14 protein-coding genes are annotated in these 18,761 nt (G+C 65.3%); 6 read left to right on the forward strand and 8 right to left on the reverse strand.

Translation table 11 applies throughout. From position 1 onward, the window contains the following. Positions 1-101 precede the first annotated feature (101 nt). The 6 genes from D6T63_RS02135 to D6T63_RS02160 all read right to left on the reverse strand — a co-directional run bounded on the left by D6T63_RS02135 (position 102) and on the right by D6T63_RS02160 (position 7,476). Positions 102-737 carry a sarcosine oxidase subunit gamma gene (locus D6T63_RS02135; protein ID WP_120147354.1) on the reverse strand — a complete coding sequence of 212 codons (636 nt, stop codon included), beginning with the start codon at positions 735-737 and terminating at the stop codon, positions 102-104. Beyond that, positions 730-3,672: a sarcosine oxidase subunit alpha family protein gene (locus D6T63_RS02140; protein WP_120147355.1), complete on the reverse strand. Its 2,943-nt coding sequence runs from the start codon at positions 3,670-3,672 to the stop codon at positions 730-732. The genes D6T63_RS02135 and D6T63_RS02140 overlap by 8 nt, the downstream gene beginning before the upstream one ends. Continuing rightward, entirely contained in the window at positions 3,669-4,076 is a 408-nt protein-coding gene (locus tag D6T63_RS02145) for a sarcosine oxidase subunit delta (protein ID WP_120147356.1), read from the reverse strand. Before D6T63_RS02145 ends, D6T63_RS02140 begins: the two co-directional genes overlap by 4 nt. A 14-nt stretch (positions 4,077-4,090) precedes the next feature. Next, on the reverse strand, positions 4,091-5,311 hold the full coding sequence (locus D6T63_RS02150) for a sarcosine oxidase subunit beta family protein (RefSeq protein WP_120147357.1): 1,221 nt from the start codon (positions 5,309-5,311) through the stop codon (positions 4,091-4,093). Beyond that, complete coding sequence (glyA, locus tag D6T63_RS02155; RefSeq protein WP_120147358.1) at positions 5,308-6,606, reverse strand: serine hydroxymethyltransferase; 1,299 nt, start codon at positions 6,604-6,606, stop codon at positions 5,308-5,310. The genes D6T63_RS02150 and glyA overlap by 4 nt, the downstream gene beginning before the upstream one ends. A 192-nt stretch (positions 6,607-6,798) precedes the next feature. Then, the gene (locus D6T63_RS02160; RefSeq protein WP_120147359.1) at positions 6,799-7,476 is read right to left on the reverse strand and encodes a GntR family transcriptional regulator; all 678 of its coding nucleotides are present in this window, start codon (positions 7,474-7,476) and stop codon (positions 6,799-6,801) included. A 121-nt stretch (positions 7,477-7,597) separates the two neighbouring features. On the opposite strand from D6T63_RS02160, the gene purU reads away from it, so the two are divergent. The 5 genes from purU to pabB all read left to right on the forward strand — a co-directional run bounded on the left by purU (position 7,598) and on the right by pabB (position 14,560). Then, entirely contained in the window at positions 7,598-8,512 is a 915-nt protein-coding gene (gene purU, locus D6T63_RS02165; RefSeq protein WP_120147360.1) for a formyltetrahydrofolate deformylase, read from the forward strand. Positions 8,513-8,567: 55 nt separating this feature from the next. Beyond that, positions 8,568-11,060, forward strand: coding sequence for a GcvT family protein (locus D6T63_RS02170; protein ID WP_120147361.1), 2,493 nt, complete (start codon positions 8,568-8,570; stop codon positions 11,058-11,060). Positions 11,061-11,199: 139 nt separating this feature from the next. After that, the gene (locus D6T63_RS02175; protein WP_120147362.1) at positions 11,200-11,826 is read left to right on the forward strand and encodes a cyclodeaminase/cyclohydrolase family protein; all 627 of its coding nucleotides are present in this window, start codon (positions 11,200-11,202) and stop codon (positions 11,824-11,826) included. Further along, positions 11,823-12,698: a bifunctional 5,10-methylenetetrahydrofolate dehydrogenase/5,10-methenyltetrahydrofolate cyclohydrolase gene (locus D6T63_RS02180; RefSeq protein ID WP_120147363.1), complete on the forward strand. Its 876-nt coding sequence runs from the start codon at positions 11,823-11,825 to the stop codon at positions 12,696-12,698. The genes D6T63_RS02175 and D6T63_RS02180 overlap by 4 nt, the downstream gene beginning before the upstream one ends. Positions 12,699-12,787: 89 nt before the next feature. Beyond that, positions 12,788-14,560 (forward strand): aminodeoxychorismate synthase component I, encoded by a 1,773-nt coding sequence (pabB, locus tag D6T63_RS02185; protein ID WP_182976846.1) that lies wholly within the window; start codon positions 12,788-12,790, stop codon positions 14,558-14,560. Here pabB and D6T63_RS02190 read toward each other — a convergent pair. Then, positions 14,544-15,239, reverse strand: a complete 696-nt coding sequence (locus D6T63_RS02190) for a GntR family transcriptional regulator (RefSeq protein ID WP_120147365.1) — start codon at positions 15,237-15,239, stop codon at positions 14,544-14,546. The two genes, pabB and D6T63_RS02190, sit on opposite strands and share 17 nt — an antisense overlap. A gap of 404 nt (positions 15,240-15,643) precedes the next feature. Here D6T63_RS02190 and D6T63_RS02195 point away from each other — a divergent pair, with 404 nt between their 5' ends. Further along, complete coding sequence (locus tag D6T63_RS02195) at positions 15,644-17,665, forward strand: BCCT family transporter (RefSeq protein ID WP_235830497.1); 2,022 nt, start codon at positions 15,644-15,646, stop codon at positions 17,663-17,665. A 144-nt stretch (positions 17,666-17,809) separates the two neighbouring features. On the opposite strand, the gene D6T63_RS02200 is transcribed toward D6T63_RS02195, so the two are convergent. Then, a complete protein-coding gene (locus D6T63_RS02200) occupies positions 17,810-18,742 on the reverse strand; it encodes a LysR family transcriptional regulator (protein WP_120147584.1) in 933 nt (310 codons plus the stop codon). Positions 18,743-18,761: the final 19 nt, after the last annotated feature.

Genomic DNA, 18,761 nt, shown 5'->3' on the forward strand with positions numbered 1-18,761 from the left:
CTCGGTGGCCCGGCAGAACATCCTGTCGGAAGGGCGTCGGTCATCCCGCCGACGCGGGACTCGGAGGAATACAGCAGGCGGATCCAGGACGCTGAGCGCTGTCAGGGGACCTCTGGCGAGGCGTATTCACGCATCGCATCGAGGAGCCACCGGCCCAGGAAGTCCGCGAAGGAGGCGCGGGGGAAGAGCCGGTAGCTTTCCTCACCAGTCTTCTCGAGGACCACCGGAATGTTGCCCACCTCGGTGTTCAGGGCTGTTCCCGGAGGAAAGGCGCGGGGGTGCAGGTCCAGGGAGCAGCCCTTCTCCAGCACTGCTCGGGCGCGGGCGCCGGAAAGTTCGAAGGTGGTGCGGTTCGCGGACAGGTCCACCACCTGGCCCGGTGACTCGCCCAGGGCAGCGTGGAGGGAACCGATGAGGTCACCGCCGAGCGAATCGTGGGCCTCTTCGGGTGCGACCACCAGGAACTCGGACGGCCCGAGCCAGAGGACGCTGACGCCGTCGGCGCCGCCCACTCCACCGCAGCGGGTCGGCAGGCTGCCGGCCACGGCGGCGACCCGCGCGCCCTCCTCGGAGCGGGGGTCCACGCGGAGGCCCACCATGGTCTGGAACGGGCCCTCCTCGAGGATCACCGTCCCCTCGACGGACCCGGCCTCCATCGCGGCGGTCAGGTGGGAGGCAGGGCTGCGCCGGATGTCCCGGAGTCCATGAATGCCGTTGAGTGCTGCTGTGTTAGCCATCCTTGCGGGTCCCTTCGGGGTCGAAAAGCACGGTTTCGGCGACGACGACGTCGACCAGCTGGTCACCTGCGGCGGCCACCAGGGTCTCCCCGATACGGTTGCGGCCGTTCTTGATCAGTGCCAGGGCGAAGGTCCGGCCCAGGGCGGCACTGGAGTAGCTGGAGGTGACGAAGCCCTGCATCGGCACGGGACCGGCGGCCGGGTCGACGTCGATGCCGTGCTCCACCAGCTGGGTGCCTTCGGGGAGCCGGAAGGCACGATCCACGGGCAGCACGCTCACCAGGTGCTTGCGGTCCTCGCGCTGGGCATCGGCCCGGGCGAAGGATCGCTTGCCGATGAACTCCTTGGCCTTGGAGACCACCCATTCCATGCCTGCGTCCTGCGGGGTGACGGTGCCGTCGGTGTCCTGGCCGACGATCGGGTAGCCCTTCTCGGCACGGAGCACGTGCATGGTCTCGGTGCCGTAGGGGGTGATGTCGAATTCGGCGCCGGCGGCTGCCACGGCTTCCCAGGTGTTCAGCCCGTACCAGGCCGGCACGTTGATCTCGTAGGCCAGTTCGCCGGAGAAGGAGATCCGGCAGACCCGGGCCTGCACGCCGGAGGCGAGGGTGGTCTCTCGGAAGGTCATGAACGGGAAGGCTTCTGCCTCGAGCCCGCCATCCGCTGCGAGTTCCGGTGCGAGCTTGGCGATGACCGCTCGGGATCGAGGCCCGACGACGGCGATCGTGGTCCACTGCTCGGTGACCGAGGTGCAGTGCACGTCGAGGTCGGGCCATTCGGTTTGGAGCCATTCCTCCAGCCAGTCCAGCACCTTCGCGGCACCGCCGGTGGTGGTGGTCATGAAGTAGCGGTCGTCATCGAGACGCAGGGTCACGCCGTCATCGAAGATCATGCCGTCCGCCGTGCACATGACGCCGTAGCGGGCAGAGCCCGGGGCGAGCTTCTTGAAGGCGTTGGTGTAGATGCGGTTGAGGAATTCACCGGCGTCCCTGCCGCGGATCTCGATCTTTCCGAGGGTGGTGGCGTCCATGAAGCCGACGGAGTCGCGGACGGCAGCGCACTCGCGCAGCACGGCCGCGTCCATGTCCTCGCCGGCCTGCGGGTAGTACCAGGGGCGCTTCCACTGTCCCACGTCCTCGAACAGGGCCCCCCTGGCCTCGTGCCACGGGTGGATGGACGTCTTGCGGGCGGGGTCGAACAGTTCACCGCGCTGGCGTCCGGCGAGTGCTGCAAAGGCCACCGGGGTGAACGGCGCACGGTACGTGGTGGTCCCGATGTCACCGATGCCCCGCGACGCTTCACCGGCCGTGCGGAGTGCGGCGGCGATGACGCCGATCGCGTTGACGCCGGACGTCTTGCCCTGGTCGTTGGCGGTGCTGATGGAGGTGTAGCGCTTGATGTGTTCCACCGAGCGCATGCCCGCCCCGGTGGAGCGCAGGACGTCGGCCACGGACTGGTCGCGCTGGAAATCCACGAAGTGGGAGTGCCAGTCATCCGGCGTGCCGGTCTGACCCGGGACCAGCCACAGCTGGCGGGTCGGGGCGGACGCCTTCGGCTCGCCGGGAACGGACGGCTGCGTAGCCGACTCAAAGCCCACGGCCGTGGCGGCGGCTACGCCGGCGGAGATACCCTCGGCCAGGACATCCGCGAGGTCGAAACTACCGCGGCCGGAACCGATCGTCTGCTGGTTGGGGACCACCGTGCTCGGCACGAAAGCGGCCAGCTCGTCGTCCCAGCGCAGCTTGCCCTGCCGCTGCGAATGCAGGTGGACCAGCGGGCTCCAGCCACCGGAGACGGCCAGGAGGTCGCAGGCTATCTGCTCGGTCGGCGCGGTGAGTTCGCCGTCGTCGTTGATGCCGCGGACCGTGACGGTGTTCAGGCGACCGGTGCCGTCCGCAGAAGTGTCGACTACCGCGCTGCCGATCAGCACCCGTGTGCCGGCTGCGACGGCGGCAGCAGCCACATCGGTGAGCTGCGGACGGGCGTCCGCGACAGCTGCGATCTCGACACCGGCGGCGCGCAGGTCCGCGGCCAGAGCGTAGGCGCTGTCATTCGTGGTGCTGACGACGACGCGGTGTCCGGCGGCGACGGCGTAGCGGTTGAGGTAGCTGCGGACGGCGGAAGCCAGCATGATGCCCGGACGGTCGTTGTTCTCGAAGACCAGGGGGCGTTCGTGGGCGCCGGGGGCCAGCACCACCTGCGCGGCACGAATGTGCCAGATACGCTGGCGGGAGACGCCGGGTGCGGCGGGGCTCGACAGGTGGTCGGTGCGGTTCTGGACGGCGATGACGTAGTTGGCGTCGTAGGCGCCGAACGCGGTGGTCCGGTTGAGAACGGTGGATTCGGAGCCCGAAACGAGCTCGGCCTCGACGTCCGCCACCCATTCCAGGGCAGGCTTGCCTTCGATCGACTCGGCCAGCCCGGGGGCGGTCGACCCGGACAGCAGTGACCCTCCGAGCTCGGGCTGGTCATCCAGGAGCATGACGCGGGCGCCGCTGCGGACGGCTTCGCGGGCGGCGGCCAGGCCGGCAGGCCCGCCGCCGATGACCAGGACATCGGTGTGGACGTACTTCTTGTCGTACTCGGCGCGGTCGTCCTCCGGGTCCAGCCTGCCCAGTCCGTTGAGCAGCTCTGCCTTCAGGCCGTCCACCAGGGTGACGGTCGTGGCCGGGAGCATGGACTCGGCCACGTGGCCCGTGAACCGGGGTTCGATACGAACCAACGCGTTGGATTCCTCCACGCCGGCGGACATTATGCCGCGGGCGCGGTTCTCGTACAGCGAGTTGCCGACGGCGATGCGGCCGTTGGCGAGCAGGGCTGAGGCGAGGGTGTCGCCGGGGTGACCGGTGAACTCCTCGCCGTCCACGGTGAAACGCCAGGAGATGGTGCGGTCGATGCGCCCGCCGGCGGCGAGGCGGGCGTTGTGGGAAGTCACGTTGTTGCTCCTTCCGGGGCGGGAGTGCTGGCGGGGGTCGTGCTTGTACCGGAGATGTCCGGGGCCGTAGTCCCGGTGGTGGTGCTGTCCGGGGCGGTGCTGGCGGTGCCGGAGTCAGGTGCGGCGGCGGCTGCGTCCGGACGGGCCGTGCCCATCGGGTAGACGGCCTGGATCTCGTAGGTGACCGTGTCGCGGAGCATGTTGAACCACTGGCGGCAGCCGGTGCTGTGGAGCCAGCGTTCGGCGAAGGCACCCTTGGTGTTGTCGCGGTAGAACAGGAACTCGGCCCATTCGCGGTCGTTCAGCTCGTTCGGGTTCTCGGGGTAGGGCACGTGGGCCTGACCCCCGTAGTGGAATTCGGTCTCGTCCCGGGAGCCGCAGTTGGGGCATGAGATGAGGAGCATGTCCGGACTCTCTTCTAGTGGGCCACGGCGGCTGCGCCGTGTTCGTCGATGAGGGCGCCGGTCTCGAACCGCTCCAGCGCGAACGGCCTGTTCAGTTCGTGGGGGGTTCCTGTGGCGATGGTGTGGGCGAAGGTGAGCCCCGCCGCGGGGGTCCCCTTGAAGCCGCCGGTGCCCCAGCCGCAGTTGACGAACATGTTGTCCACCGGGGTAGTGCCGACGATGGGTGAGGCGTCGAGCGTGGTGTCCACGATCCCGCCCCAGGTCCGGAGTACGTGTGCCCGCGCGAAGATGGGGAACAGCTCGACGGCGGCGGCCATCTGGTGTTCGATCACGTGGAAGGAGCCGCGCTGGCCGTACCCGTTGTAGGAGTCGACGCCGGCGCCCATGACCAGTTCGCCCTTGTGGGCCTGGGAGACGTAGACGTGGACGTGGTTGGACATGACGACCGTGGGGTGGACTGGTTCGTGGAGTTCGGAGACCAGGGCCTGCAGGGGGTGGGACTGGATGGGGAGCCGGAATCCGGCCATCTCGGCCAGGACCGAGCTGTGGCCGGCAGCGCACAGCCCCACCTTCTCGGTGTGGATGGTCCCCTGGCTGGTCTTGACGCCCACGACGCGGTTCCCGTCCTTCAGGAAGCCGGTGACCTCGCAGTTCTGGATGATGTCCACGCCGAGCTCGTCGCATTTGCGGGCGAAGGCCCAGGCCACGTGGTCGTGCTTCGCTATGCCGGCGCGAGGCTGGTACGTGGCACCCATGACCGGGTACCGGATGTTGTCGCTGATGTTCAGGATGGGGCACAGTTCCTTGACCTGCTGGGGGTCGAGCCACTCGGCGTCTACGCCGTTGAGCTTGTTCGCTCCGACGCGGCGCATGCTCTCGCGGACATCGCCCAGGGTGTGCGCGAGGTTCATCACGCCGCGCTGGCTGAACAGGAAGTCGTACTCCAACTCCTCGGGCAGGATCTCCCAGAGCTTGAGGGCGTGCTCGTAGATGGCCGCGCTCTCGTCCCACAGGTAGTTGGAGCGGATGATCGTGGTGTTCCGGGCCATGTTGCCGCCCGCTAGCCAGCCCTTCTCCAGGACCGCGATGTTGGTCATGCCGTGGTTCTTGGCCAGGAAGTAGGCGGTGGCCAGGCCGTGCCCGCCGCCGCCGACGATCACGGCGTCGTAGCTCTTCTTGGGGGTCGGGTTGTGCCAGAGGAATTCCGGGTGCTCCGGAAGCAGATCGGCCATCATGCCACCTCGGTCGCGTCGGAGGAGAGGTTCGGGTAGAGGGGGAACTTCCCCGCCAGGATTTCGACCCGCTGCCGGAGTTCCGCCACGGTTTCGTCGCTGAACTCGCGCTTGAGTGCTGCGGCGATGATGTCCGCGACCTCGGTGAATTCCGTCTTCCCGAAGCCACGCGTGGCCAGCGCCGGCGTGCCGATCCGAAGACCGGAGGAGACCATCGGCGGACGCGGGTCGAAGGGCACGGCGTTGCGGTTGACCGTGATCCCGATTCGGTGCAGGCGGTCCTCGCCCTGCTGGCCGTCCAACTCCGAATTGCGCAGGTCCACCAGGACCAGGTGCACGTCGGTGCCACCGCTGACGACGGTCACGCCGGACTCTGCGACATCGGCGGACAGCATGCGTTCTGCGATGATGCGGGCTCCTTCGAGGGTGCGTTCCTGGCGGTCGCGGAACTCCGGCTCGGCAGCGAGCTTGAAGGCAACAGCCTTCGCGGCGATGACGTGCTCCAGCGGGCCACCCTGCTGTCCGGGGAACACCGCGGAGTTGACCTTCTTGGCGATACCGGCGTCGTTGGTCAGGATCACACCACCGCGCGGGCCACCAAGGGTCTTGTGGGTGGTGCTCGTGACGATGTGGGCGTGAGGCACGGGGTTGGGGTGGAGTCCTGCGGCCACCAGGCCTGCGAAGTGCGCCATGTCCACCATCAGGTAGGCGCCTACCAGGTCGGCGATGCGGCGGAACTCGGCGAAGTCCAACTGCCGGGAGTACGCGGACCAGCCGGCGACGATCAGCTTCGGCTTGTTCTCGACCGCCAGGCGCTCGACCTCGGCCATGTCGATCAGGAAATCGTCTTCACGCACTCCGTACGGGACGATGTTGTAGAGCTTGCCGGAGAAGTTGATGCGCATGCCGTGGGTGAGATGGCCGCCGTGCGCGAGATTCAGTCCGAGCAGCGTGTCCCCGGGCTGGATGAGGGCGAACATCGCCGCTGCATTGGCCTGGGCCCCCGAGTGGGGCTGCACGTTGGCGAATTCGGAGCCGAACAAGGACTTCAGGCGGTCGATGGCGAGCTGCTCGACCACGTCCACGTGTTCGCATCCGCCGTAGTAGCGCTTGCCCGGGTAGCCCTCGGCGTACTTGTTGGTCAGGACGGACCCCTGCGCCTCCATGACCGCGGTCGGCGCGAAGTTCTCGGAGGCGATCATCTCCAGGGTGCCCTGCTGGCGCAGCAGTTCCTGCTGAACAGCGGCATGCACTAGAGGATCGGTCTCTTCGAGCGAGCGGGTCAACACGTCGACCATCGTTTCTCCTAAGTCTGCTAGCTAATATCCCGTTGATATATTAGTTGAGTGATTCTAGTATTATATCTCCCGCGGGAGGTGTCAACAGGTGACTGCAGCTCCCCGGCGGAGCCAGGAGCAGACGCACAGTTCACGAGGACGTGGAACGCAGCATTACAGGGCAGGGCTCCATTCCTGCCCTGGAGAACGGCCCTAGGCGGCGAAGAGGGTCTCGCGCACAGCGTGCTCGAAGCCGCTGACGTGGAGACGCGCGAGCTCTCCGGCCCGGACTTCGTCCCCGTCGATGACGGCACGGAGCAGGTCCACATGCTCATGCACGTGGTGCGACAGGTCGGGAAGGCGATCCAGGACCATGCACCAGATCCGTGTCGCAAGGTTGTCGTAGCGGATCAGGACGTCTTCGAGGTGGGGATTGCCGGCGGCTGCGTAGATGCCCTGGTGCACACGGGCATCCAGGCGCAGCGTCTCCACGACGGACGCCGCACTTGCGTCGAAGGACTCGACAGCGTGCATGACAGCCCTCAACTGCTCTCTCACCGGCTGCGTCGCCACCCGCGCAGCCCGGGAGGCCGCAAGGGGCTCGAGCTGGGTACGGATCTCGGAGATGAACGCGAGATCGGTGACCTCCACCCAGGTCGCGAAGGTCCCCCTCCGCGGATAGGAGATCACCAGGCGATCCAGCTCCAACCGCTTCAGGGCTTCACGCACCGGCGTCCGGCCCACGCCGAGGTCCTTGGCGAGGTCGTCGTCATTGATCAGGTCGCCGGGCTTGATGTCCAGCATGAGCAGCCGGTCCCGGATGCGCTCGTAGGCCACCTCGGCCAGCGACCTCTTTGCCGCATCAGTGATTGCCAGAACTTCGTGAGCCATAGCGTGGACCCTTTCTCATTCGAGCCAACAGGCTGTTGACCTTCACTCCTGACCAGTATACGCTCACTGTCAGTTCTAATATATCAGTCTCATGTTGCGGCATATACCTAAAGGAGGGGACATGACCCTAGTGGCGACAGACCCATCGACCAGCACGCTGCCTCAGTCGGAGGTCCACCTGGAGGAACAGACGAGGAAGTTCGTACTCACCCTGTCGTGCGTTGAACGGGCGGGCATCGTCCAAGCCGTGACCACCTTCCTCTTCGAACGTGGCTTCAACATCGACGAGCACCAGCAGTTCGATGACGGCCTCCGACAGACACTCCATCTGCGCTCCGCCTTTTCCGGCTCGTCGGCCTACACCCCGGAGAGGCTTGAGGAGGAATTTCGTTCGATCGCCGACCGCTTCGACATGAAGTTCAGTTTCCATGACCAGACGAAGCAACGCATTCTCGTGATGGTGTCCAAGTTCGGCCACTGCCTGAACGACCTGCTCTTCCGCTGGCGGGGCGGAAGCCTCGGGGGCGATATCGCCCTGGTGGTCTCGAACCACGAGACCCATCGGGCCATGGCCGACGCCGCCGGCCTCCCCTTCATCTACCTTCCGGTGACCTCCGAGACGAAGGCGGCTGCCGAACAGCGCCTGCTGGAACTGGTGGACGAGTATGACATCGACCTCGTCGTGCTCGCCCGGTACATGCAGGTACTGTCCGACGACCTCTGCCGCGCCCTTGAAGGCCGGGCGATCAACATCCACCATTCCTTCCTTCCGGGATTCAAGGGTGCACGCCCTTACCACCAGGCCTACGATCGGGGCGTCAAACTGGTGGGCGCGACGGCCCACTACGTAACTGCGGAACTGGATGAGGGTCCGATCATCGAACAGGAAGTCATCAGGGTCGACCACAGCTATGGACCGACTGCCCTCTCCACCGTTGGCCAGGACGCCGAAGCACTGGCACTGTCACGCGCCGTGCGGTGGCACTGCGAGCACCGTGTGCTGCTGGATCGGACCAGCACCGTCGTGTTCCGGTAAATAAGAACTTCCATATCAGCAGAGCCACCACACGAACATCAGCAGGAGAAGCCACATGGCATCGACGCCAAGCATTGTCATCATCGGAGCCGGAATTGTCGGCACGAACCTGGCCGATGAACTGGTCGCCCGGGGGTGGAACAACATCACGGTCCTGGATAAGGGACCGCTGAACATGCCCGGGGGCTCCACATCCCACGCCCCGGGTCTGGTCTTCCAGACGAACCCTTCGAAGACCATGGCCGAATTCGCCAAGTACACCGTCGAGAAGTTCCTGTCCCTGACCGAGGACGGCGTCAGTTGCTTCGACCAGGTCGGTGGCCTCGAAGTCGCCACCACCGAGACCCGCCTGGCAGATCTGAAGCGGAAGCTCGGATACGCCGCATCATGGGGTATTAGTGGAAAAATTCTGTCCCGCGCCGAGTGCAAGGAGCTCTACCCGCTCCTGAACGAGGAGGACATCTTGGGCGGGCTCCATGTACCCACTGACGGCTTGGCACGTGCCGCGCGGGCCGTTCAGTTGCTAATCAAGCGCACGGAGGCCGCAGGCGTCACCTACCGAGGCAACACCACGGTCACGGGCATCGCGCAGGCCGGCCGTCGTGTGACCGGTGTCGAGACCTCCGAAGGTGTCATCCCCGCCGACATCGTGGTGTCCTGCGCAGGTTTCTGGGGCGCCAAGATCGGCGAGATGATCGGCATGGTCGTTCCCCTTCTCCCCCTGGCGCACCAGTACGTCACGACCACTCCGGTGCCGGCACGGAAGGGCTGCAACGAACTGCCCAACGGCGCTTCACTGCCGATTTTGCGCCACCAGGACCGGGACCTCTATTACCGCGAACACGGCGACCGCTACGGCATCGGCTCGTACGCGCACCGTCCCATGCCCGTGGATCTCGCCGACCTCGGCTCCTACGACGCCGATAGCATCAGTGACCACAACATGCCCTCCCGTCTCGACTTCACCCTGGAGGACTTCCTCCCGGCGTGGGAGGACACCAAGCAGCTGCTTCCAGCGCTGCGGGAGAGCGACATCGAGGATGGCTTCAACGGCGTTTTCTCCTTCACTCCCGACGGCGGGGCCCTGGTGGGCGAGTCCAAGGAGCTCGATGGCTTCTTCGTGGCCGAAGCCGTCTGGGTGACCCACTCGGCCGGTATCGCCCGGGCTGTCGCCGAGCTCCTGATCACCGGCAAGTCCCAGGTCGACCTCGGTGAATGCGACGTCCACCGTTTCGAAGCGGTCCAGCTGACCCCTGAGTATGTCAGCGAGACCTCCCAGCAGAACTTCGTGGAGATCTATGACGTCCTGCACCCGCTGCAGCCCAAGCTTTCCCCCCGGAACCTTCGTGTCAGCCCTTTCCATGCCCGTCATAAGGCACTGGGAGGGGTCTTCCTGGAGTCCGGCGGTTGGGAGCGACCCTACTGGTTCGAGGCCAATGCGGAACTGCTGAAGGAGATGCCAGCCGAGTGGCAGCCCCCGGCCCGTGATGCCTGGTCCGCGATGTTCAGCTCGCCCATCGCAGCAGCTGAAGCCTGGAAGACCCGTACGGCGGTGGCCATGTACGACATGACCCCGCTCAAGCGCCTCGAAATCTCCGGTCCGGGAGCACTGAAGCTACTGCAGGAGCTCACAACAGCGGACATGGCGAAGAAGCCCGGGGCCGTCACCTATACACTCCTGCTGGACAACGCCGGTGGCATCCGAAGCGACATCACCGTGGCCCGGCTGAACGAAGACACCTTTCAGCTTGGAGCCAACGGAAACATCGACACCGCATACTTCGAGCGGGCCGCACGTCACCAAACCGAAACCGGAACTGCCAGCGACTGGGTACAGGTGCGCGACACGACAGGCGGCACCTGCTGCATCGGCTTGTGGGGCCCCCTCGCCCGGGACCTGATCAGCACCGTCAGCAGCGACGACTTCTCCAACGACGGTCTCCGATACTTCCGGACCAAGCAGGTTGTCATCGGCGGCGTCACCGTAACCGCGATGCGCCTGTCCTATGTCGGTGAACTGGGCTGGGAACTGTACACGAGCGCGGACAACGGCCAGCGCCTGTGGGATGCCCTGTGGAAGGCCGGGCAGCCCCACGGCGTCATCGCCGCGGGCCGGGCCGCCTTCAGCTCGCTACGTCTGGAGAAGGGATATCGCTCGTGGGGCACTGACATGACCACCGAGCACGATCCCCTGGAAGCCGGGCTCGGATTTGCCGTGAAGATGACCAAGGAGAACTTCGTCGGAAAGACGGCCCTGGAAGGCCGCACCGAGGAGGACTCCGCCCGCCACCTGCGCTGCCTGACCGTCGACGACGGCCGGAGCGTCGTGCTGGGCAAGGAACCGGTCTTCTATAAGGACCAGGCAGTCGGCTACGTCACCAGTGCCGCCTACGGCTACACCGTCGCCAAGCCGATCGCCTACGCGTATCTTCCTGCCGCTGTGAGCATCGGGGATTCGGTGGAGATCGAGTACTTCGGACGGCGCATCCAGGCCACCGTCACCGCTGATCCGCTCTACGACCCCACGATGACCAGGCTCCGCGGCTGACCTACCCACAGGATCATCCAAGAGCACGGCCCGGACTCGTCGCCCCGCAAGCGACGTCCGGGCCGCTGCTCTTCCACGGCGTCTCGACCCCTGCCCAGTCGGCCCAAGCTCCAGCCCAAGCTCCAGCCCAGGAGAATCCATGATCAGTTCAGAAACGATCGACGCCTACCTCGCAAGGCTTGCCTCACGCGAACCAACCCCGGGCGGCGGCGCAGCCGCGGCGCTCCACGCTGCCCAGGGGGCAGCGCTCGTCGCCATGGTGGCCAGATACACCACCGGCGTGAAATACGAGCAGCACGACGAACTCGTCAGGAGGATCATCAGCGCCGCCGACGGGCTGGTAGCCGAAGCCCTGCGCCTAGCGGATGCCGACGAACAAGCGTTCCAGGGCGTCATGAAGTCGTACAAGCTTCCGTCCGGAACGGAAGAGCTCAAAGCCGCACGGACGGCATCGCTCCAGGAGGCGCTCATCCTGGCGGCGCAAACGCCTGCACAGCTCATCGGGCTCGCCAGCACCGTCGTGGAACTGGCGACGGAGCTCTTCGAGGTTGCGAATACCACTGTGATCAGCGACATCGCTGCTGCTGCCGACGCAGCCCGCGCAGCCGCGACCACCGCCCGGGTGAACATCGACATCAACGTGGTGGCCATTAAGGACGCCGCGGCCCGTTCGCGCTTGGCTGACCAGACCGACGGCCTCGAAGAGAAGGTCGTCCTGGCGGCGGACGCCCTCGTGAGGCGTGTGCGGAACAGGATCCTCGGTTGAGTGCCGTACTCCTCTCCGGGAAAGAATTGGCAAGGACCATCAAGCAAAAGGCCCACCAGGAGGCGCGCGACCTCGAAGCCGACGGATTCCACCCCTCGCTTGCAGTGGTCGTTGCCACCGACGACGGCTCCACGCACTGGTACGTCCGGTCCATCGAACGTGCCGCCGAGGGTACTGGCATCAGTTGCCGGATCGTGGACCTCGGCCCCGATGCCACCGCACAGATCCTGGTTTCCGTCCTGCAGGATCTCAGCGAGGATTCATCCATTCACGGCATCATCCTCCAGACGCCTCTGCCTCCCGGCGTCGCGGCGGATAAGCTGGTCGGGCACATCACCCCCGAGAAGGACGTCGATGGGGCGAACCCGTCGAGTCTTGGCCGCCTTGCTGTGGGCCTGCCCTCGTTCGCACCTGCCACCGCCCGCGCCGTGATCGAGATCCTCGACCACTTCGACATCCCGCTGGCGGGCCGGAACGTGGTCGTCATCGGTCGTTCCGCCGTGGTGGGAAAACCGCTATCCCTGCTGCTGCTCGAGCGCGACGCCGCGGTGACTGTCTGCCACTCCAGATCAGGCCCCCTGGAGAGATACACCAGGAGCGCCGACGTCGTAGTCGTCGCAGCCGGGCGTACGGGACTGTTGAACGGCACCCATCTTTCGTCCGGGGCCGTAGTGATAGATGTCGGCACCAACGTCCTCCCTGACGGCTCCCTCGTCGGCGACGTCGACGAGGACAGCGTGCGGGGCGTCGCCGCGGCCCTGACTCCTGTTCCGGGCGGCGTCGGCTCCGTCACCACGTCCCTGCTTCTTCTGCACACGACCGAAGCCGCGCGGGAACGATCACGTGCCCTGGTCCGGGGATCGGCCGGATGATCCACCCCGGGCACACCTGTAATCCCGTGGAACCCGTTGTCGTATCCGTCGAACATATGGAAACACGTGAAGGGCAAGCCTTTGTGTCCATGCTCGTGCAGGTACTGAATTCGGTGTGTACGGCGCGGACCCACACCGATTGGGATGCCGACAGGGATTTGCCGCACGCGCCCGGCGAATGCCCCGACGTCGTTCTCATCACCGGCCGAGGCACCTCCGGGCACTGCATGCTCCGGGTTCTCCCCGGGCCACAGGACTCCCGGTTCGGGGCTCCGACGGAGATCTCAGTCCTGGACCTTTCGCACCCGGAGGCGCCGCTACACGCCGCCGATGCTCTGGCCCAGCTTCCGGCCCTCGCCGCAGTTCGCGGGTTCGGGCAACTGTCCGCTCCCCCGTCCCTTTCCCGTGTCTCGCTTGAGGCCTATCCGGATCCGGAAGCGGTTTTCCACGAATTCTATGGACTGTCCAGCCACCGCGTCTGGCTGGACAGCTCCAACTCGGCCACGGATCCCGTGGCGGGACGCAATCGCTACAGCATCATGGCTGACGATTCGGGCACCCGCGGAATGAGGGCACAGCATGCGAACGGCGTGACCACCGTGGAATCGAAGCTGGTGGTCACCCGAATTTCCGGTCCCTTCTTCAGCTGGCTGGAAAGGAACTGGTACAGCAACCCGGCACCGGATCCGGATCTTCCCTCCGGGCTGGAGTTCGCCCTCGGCTGGCTGGGCTACCTAGGTTACGAGCTCAAGCGGGAGTGTGGCGGGAACGCAGTGGAATCACCGCTGCCAGATGCCTCGTTGATCCGCTGCAGCCGGGCCGTGGTTTTCGATCATGAGGCGCGGTGCGTGTTTCTTCTGGCCGAGGCCGGTGCGGAAGGCAGGCGATGGTGCAGTGACGCTGCACTGCGAATCGGGCGCCTGCCCTCCGCGGCCCGCCGACTCAGCAGCGGGTTGCCGGTCGTACAGTTCAGCGGAGCGGACTCCGGCCAGTCCTACCTGCGCAAGATCGCTGCCTGCCAGGACGAGATCGTGCAGGGGAATTCCTACGAGGTGTGCCTCACCACTCAGATCTTCGACGACCTCCACGAGAGCCTGGATCCGTGGGACTTCTATCGCAGACTCCGCCGGGCCAGCCCGGCGCCGTTCGCGAGCTTCGTCCAGCTGGGCACCGTGGCGATCGCGAGCTCCTCGCCGGAGCGGTTCCTCAGTATCACTGCGGACGGTCAGGTCCGTGCCGAACCCATCAAGGGAACCCGCCGGCGGGACGCGTCACCAGAGTCGGACAGGCAGCTGAAGCATGAGCTCAGGACCTCGACGAAGGACAGGGCGGAGAACATCATGATCGTGGACCTGATGCGGAACGACCTCTCCCGCCATGCCCAGCCGGGAACAGTCTCGGTCACACGGCTCTGCGACGTCGAGACGTACACGACGGCGCACCAACTGGTGAGCACGATCGAAGCCAAGATTGCCCGGGACCGGTCAAGGGCGGCTGTTGTCGCGGCTGCCTATCCCCCGGGTTCGATGACAGGGGCTCCCAAAATCAGCAGCATGGACATCCTCGACCGATTGGAATCCCGACCACGCGGGCCTTATTCAGGTGTGGTCGGCTACTTCTCGCCCACCGGCGCCGCCGACCTGGCGGTCACTATTCGTAGCGCCGTGTTCTCCACTCATTCCACGGACGGCCAGCGGCTGTCCGTGGGTATCGGCGGGGCCATCACGGCCGACTCCGACCCTGACGATGAACTGGCAGAGATCCACACCAAGGCCACTGCCATCCTTCGGGTATTCGGGGCACCGTTTCCTATATCCGCTCATGCGGGGCGGGTACGGGCTCGCGCTACAGTACCGCCCTGATGAGGTTTTCGAAGTCGGTGACGTGCTGGGTGGTCAACCGCGCAGCAGCTTCGGAGTCCCCCGCCGCGATGCACTCGAGTAGCTCGATATGCTGGGCGATGTGCTCGGATACCGGCGGGAGCTTTTCGAGCACCAGGCTCCAGATCCGCGTCGCAAGGTTGTCGTATCGGACCAGAATGTCTTCAAGGTGCCGACTGCCAGTGGCCCGGTAAATCGTCCGATGAACCCGCATGTCCAGGCGCATGAGATCTTGCTGTGAGTGCATCCCTGGTAACAGCTGCCCGACCTCCGACGCGAACTCCCGGAGCTCCTGCCGGAGTTGTGGCGAAGCGATCCGCGCGGCCCGTGCGGCTGCCGCAGGCTCCAGGAGCTGTCGGATCTCGGAGATCTCAGCCAGGTCCTTGATATCCACGCCAGCGGCGAATGTTCCGCGCCGAGGGTAGGCCACCACCAGATGGTCACTCTCAAGCCGCTTCATGGCTTCGCGGATCGGCGTCCTGCCGACGCCGAGTCGCCGGGAGATCGCCTCGTCATTGAGAGGTTCACCCGGCTTGATGTCCAGAACGATCAATTCGTCACACAACATCCTGTAGGCGAAGTCGGCGAAGGATTCGTCATCCTGCCTAAGCGGCGCCAACGAGCTGCCTGCTTCCACCGGTAATCCGCCAGCGCGCGCCATGTCCGAGCCTCCTCCTGAGGTACGTCCGAGCCTTGACGCCCCGACTCCTACTACTCAGTATCCTGATATATCAATATTTAACCATGAGAATGACAGGCCCGGCATTTGCAGGGATCTCCGCCTACCAATAGCCCCGGCGGATGCACTCCGCCTGCTATGTAGTCCTCGAGAACTATAGACATGTCCCCCGACCTGCCCTACAGTAGCCCTGATATATCTTAATGGTAATCAGAACATATCAGTGATTCGGGGTTTGACCCTGAGAAGTGCCCCACGAGATCCATATCGTCGTCGGCAACAACATGATTATCGAATCGGACGAAGCCCAAGCCTTCCGCCCGGTCTGACTCCAGAGGGCCCTGCGCAATCGCAGGCCCATGCCGCACAGAGCAAAGGACCCGCTCATGGCTTTCAATAGTGACCTGAAGTCCCAAACACCCGAGGAGCCGCCCGCTGACAGCGGGGTGGCAGAGGGTTCACTCCGCGAAGAACTCGGAAGCAGGGAGAGAAGCTCAGCAGTCAGCAGTGCCTCCGGCGGAGGAGACAGGAATGCTGCTGCCCTCGAGACCGAGGAAGGAGGCGAGCCTTCTCTGCCGGACGCCGAGTACGACGAGATCCTCGAAGAGCTGCGTCATGCCAAGACCGAGCAGGCGGTCGCGGATAGGCGGAGCCACAAGCTCGTACTCGACAAGACTATTTTCGGGATCACAGGCGCCATCGCCATCGCCTTCGTCATCTGGGGCTTCACGGGGCGCGACAGTCTGTCCAGCACGTCCACGGGTGCCCTCAACTGGGTCATGGAGTACACCGGATGGTTCTTCATGTTCACGGCATCGCTCTTCGTGATCTTCGTCCTGTGGCTGGCCCTGGGCAAGTTCGGTGACATCCCGCTGGGCAAGGACGGTGAAAAGCCCGAATTCCGTACTGTCTCCTGGGTCTCGATGATGTTCGCCGCCGGCATGGGTATCGGGCTGATGTTCTACGGCGTGGCCGAGCCGCTCTACCACTACGTCTCCCCACCGCCTGGAACAGTGGACGGAAGGACACCTGCAGCGATCCAGACGGCGATGGCTACCTCGATCTTCCACTGGACCCTGCACCCGTGGGCCATGTACGCCGTTGTGGGTATCGCCATGGCCTACGGGACCTACCGCCTGGGTCGCCGGCAACTGATCTCCGTCGCCTTCACGTCGCTCTTCGGCGTCAGGACGGTCGAGGGTCCGATCGGGAAATTCATCAACATCCTGGCCATCTTCGCCACCCTGTTCGGCACCGCTGCATCGTTGGGCCTGGGCGCCCTGCAGATCGGCAGCGGCATGACCTCCAACGGTTGGTTCGGCGAGATCGGCACCCCCGTACTCGTGGTGATCGTCGCCGTCCTAACCGCCTGTTTCGTCGCTTCAGCCGTCTCCGGCATCAGCCGCGGCATCCAGTGGCTCTCCAACATCAACATGGTCCTGGCCGTCGTTCTCGCGCTGATCGTCTTCGTCGTCGGCCCCACCCTTTTCATCCTCAACCTGATCCCCTCCGCGGTCGGCGACTACGCCCGCGATCTGGCCGAGATGTCGTCCCGGACCGAAGCGGTCGGAGATGAGTCACTGCGTAGCTGGATGTCCGGCTGGACGATCTTCTACTGGGCCTGGTGGGTGTCCTGGACGCCTTTCGTAGGCCTCTTCATCGCCCGCATCAGCCGCGGCCGCACCATCCGCCAGTTCGTCACCGGTGTGTTGCTGGTGCCCAGCATCGTCAGCGTGATCTGGTTCGCGATCTTCGGAGGCGCCGCCTTCCAGGTCCAGCAGGAAGCCGATGCGGCCAACATACCCGGCCTGGTCACCATGGTGGACGGGACACCGTCCGTCAACTTCGACGGAGCACTCTTCGACCTGATCAAGAACCTGAGCATGCCTGGCTGGGCTACCACTGCCGTCATCGTGCTGGCCATGGTTCTGGTAGCCATCTTCTTCATCACCGGCGCCGATGCTGCCTCCATCGTGATGGGATCGCTCAGCTCCAATGGTGCCGAGCACCCCCGTCGTGGAGTGGTCATCTTCTGGGGCTGCCTCACCGGCGCCGTAGCGGCGGTCATGCTGCTGGCCGGCGGCGATGAACCATCGGAAGCCCTGGATGGCCTGCGGCGAATCACCATCGTGGCAGCGCTACCGTTCGTGCTCGTCATGATGTTGCTCTGCTTCGCCCTCACAAAGGACCTGCGTCGCGATCCCCTCTCCCTGCGGCGTCGCCTGGCCACATCCGTGGTGGAACGGGCCATACGCACTGGCGTGGAACAACACGGCGGCGTGCAGTTCGACCTCGTGACGAAACACGAATGCGCGGAGAAGTGCGTCAATTCGGATTGCCCGGCAGAAACTCCTACGGCGAGGATCCCGACCCTGGAGCCCCGGCATCCAGGCCCGGAAAGTAAATAACCGAGCACCTTGAGTAGCAACGGTCTCGGCGGCACAGGCTTATTCCAGCCCGTGCTGCCGAGGCCCACCCACCTCCGAGGCATCGTGAAAGTCCCGGATGGGCGGGACGTCTCCGGTGCCTACCGCGTCCGCGGTTGGGCGATGTTAAAGATCGTCTTCGGGTCGGGCAGTAAGGATCCGATGAGCGCTTACCTTCAGGATGCCGAGCGACTCCTGGATTAGGGGCGATGTGATGCTGCCCCTGCGCACCGCAGCGACAATGCGGCGCGCGGGCTTCCCCTTGCCGGTGATGCGCAGTCGAACCACGTTCTCGCCACTATGCAGGGGCGCCAGTCGTGGGAGCAGACCCACGCCCAGCCCCGCACCGACGAAGGCGATCTGGGTTTCCCATTCAACGGCCTCATGGGCAATCCGCGGTGTCACCCCGACTGCCGTGAACGCCGCGGTGAAGAGGGAATGGTAGGCGGAACCGGCGGTCTCGGTGATCCAGGGTTCCGACGCCAGCTCTTCGAGCGTCACCGTTTCCCGCGATGCCAACGGGTGGTCGGAGGGAATGATCACGTCCAGGGGGTCGTCGAGTAAAACGGTCTGCTCGAAGCGCGGATCGTCCTCGACAAAGGCGTAGGACTGCATGGCGACGATCACCGCGAGGTCGATTCGCTCGGCAACCAACAAGTCGAAGCAGCGGGCCGGATTGGCCTCGAGTACCTGCACCTCCAGCAGGGGGCGTGTCGAGCGCAGGGTGGCGGCCAGCGGAGCGAGTAACTGGGCGGCCGCCGTGGAGAATCCGCCGAGGCCAAAATGGGACTGCACTTGGTCGCCGGCCTTCAATGCCGCGGCGCGAAGGCTCTCCCATTCCGCGATGAGGGTGTCCGAGCCTGCCACGAGAAAGCGGCCCGTGGCGGTCAACCGCACACCCCGGCCGTCCTTCGTCAGCAGCTGCATTCCAAGCACGCGCTGGAGCTCGCGCAACTGCGCGGAGACGGCGGAGGGGGAGTAACCCGTGAGCTCCGCGGTTGCGCCAACGGTGCCGCACCCCGCGAACACCCGAAGGGTGATAAGCCGTGGATCGATCATGCACCTATTGTGCACGGCT

Source organism: Arthrobacter cheniae, from assembly GCF_003602275.1.
GTDB classification, from domain to species: Bacteria; Actinomycetota; Actinomycetes; order Actinomycetales; family Micrococcaceae; genus Arthrobacter_D; species Arthrobacter_D cheniae.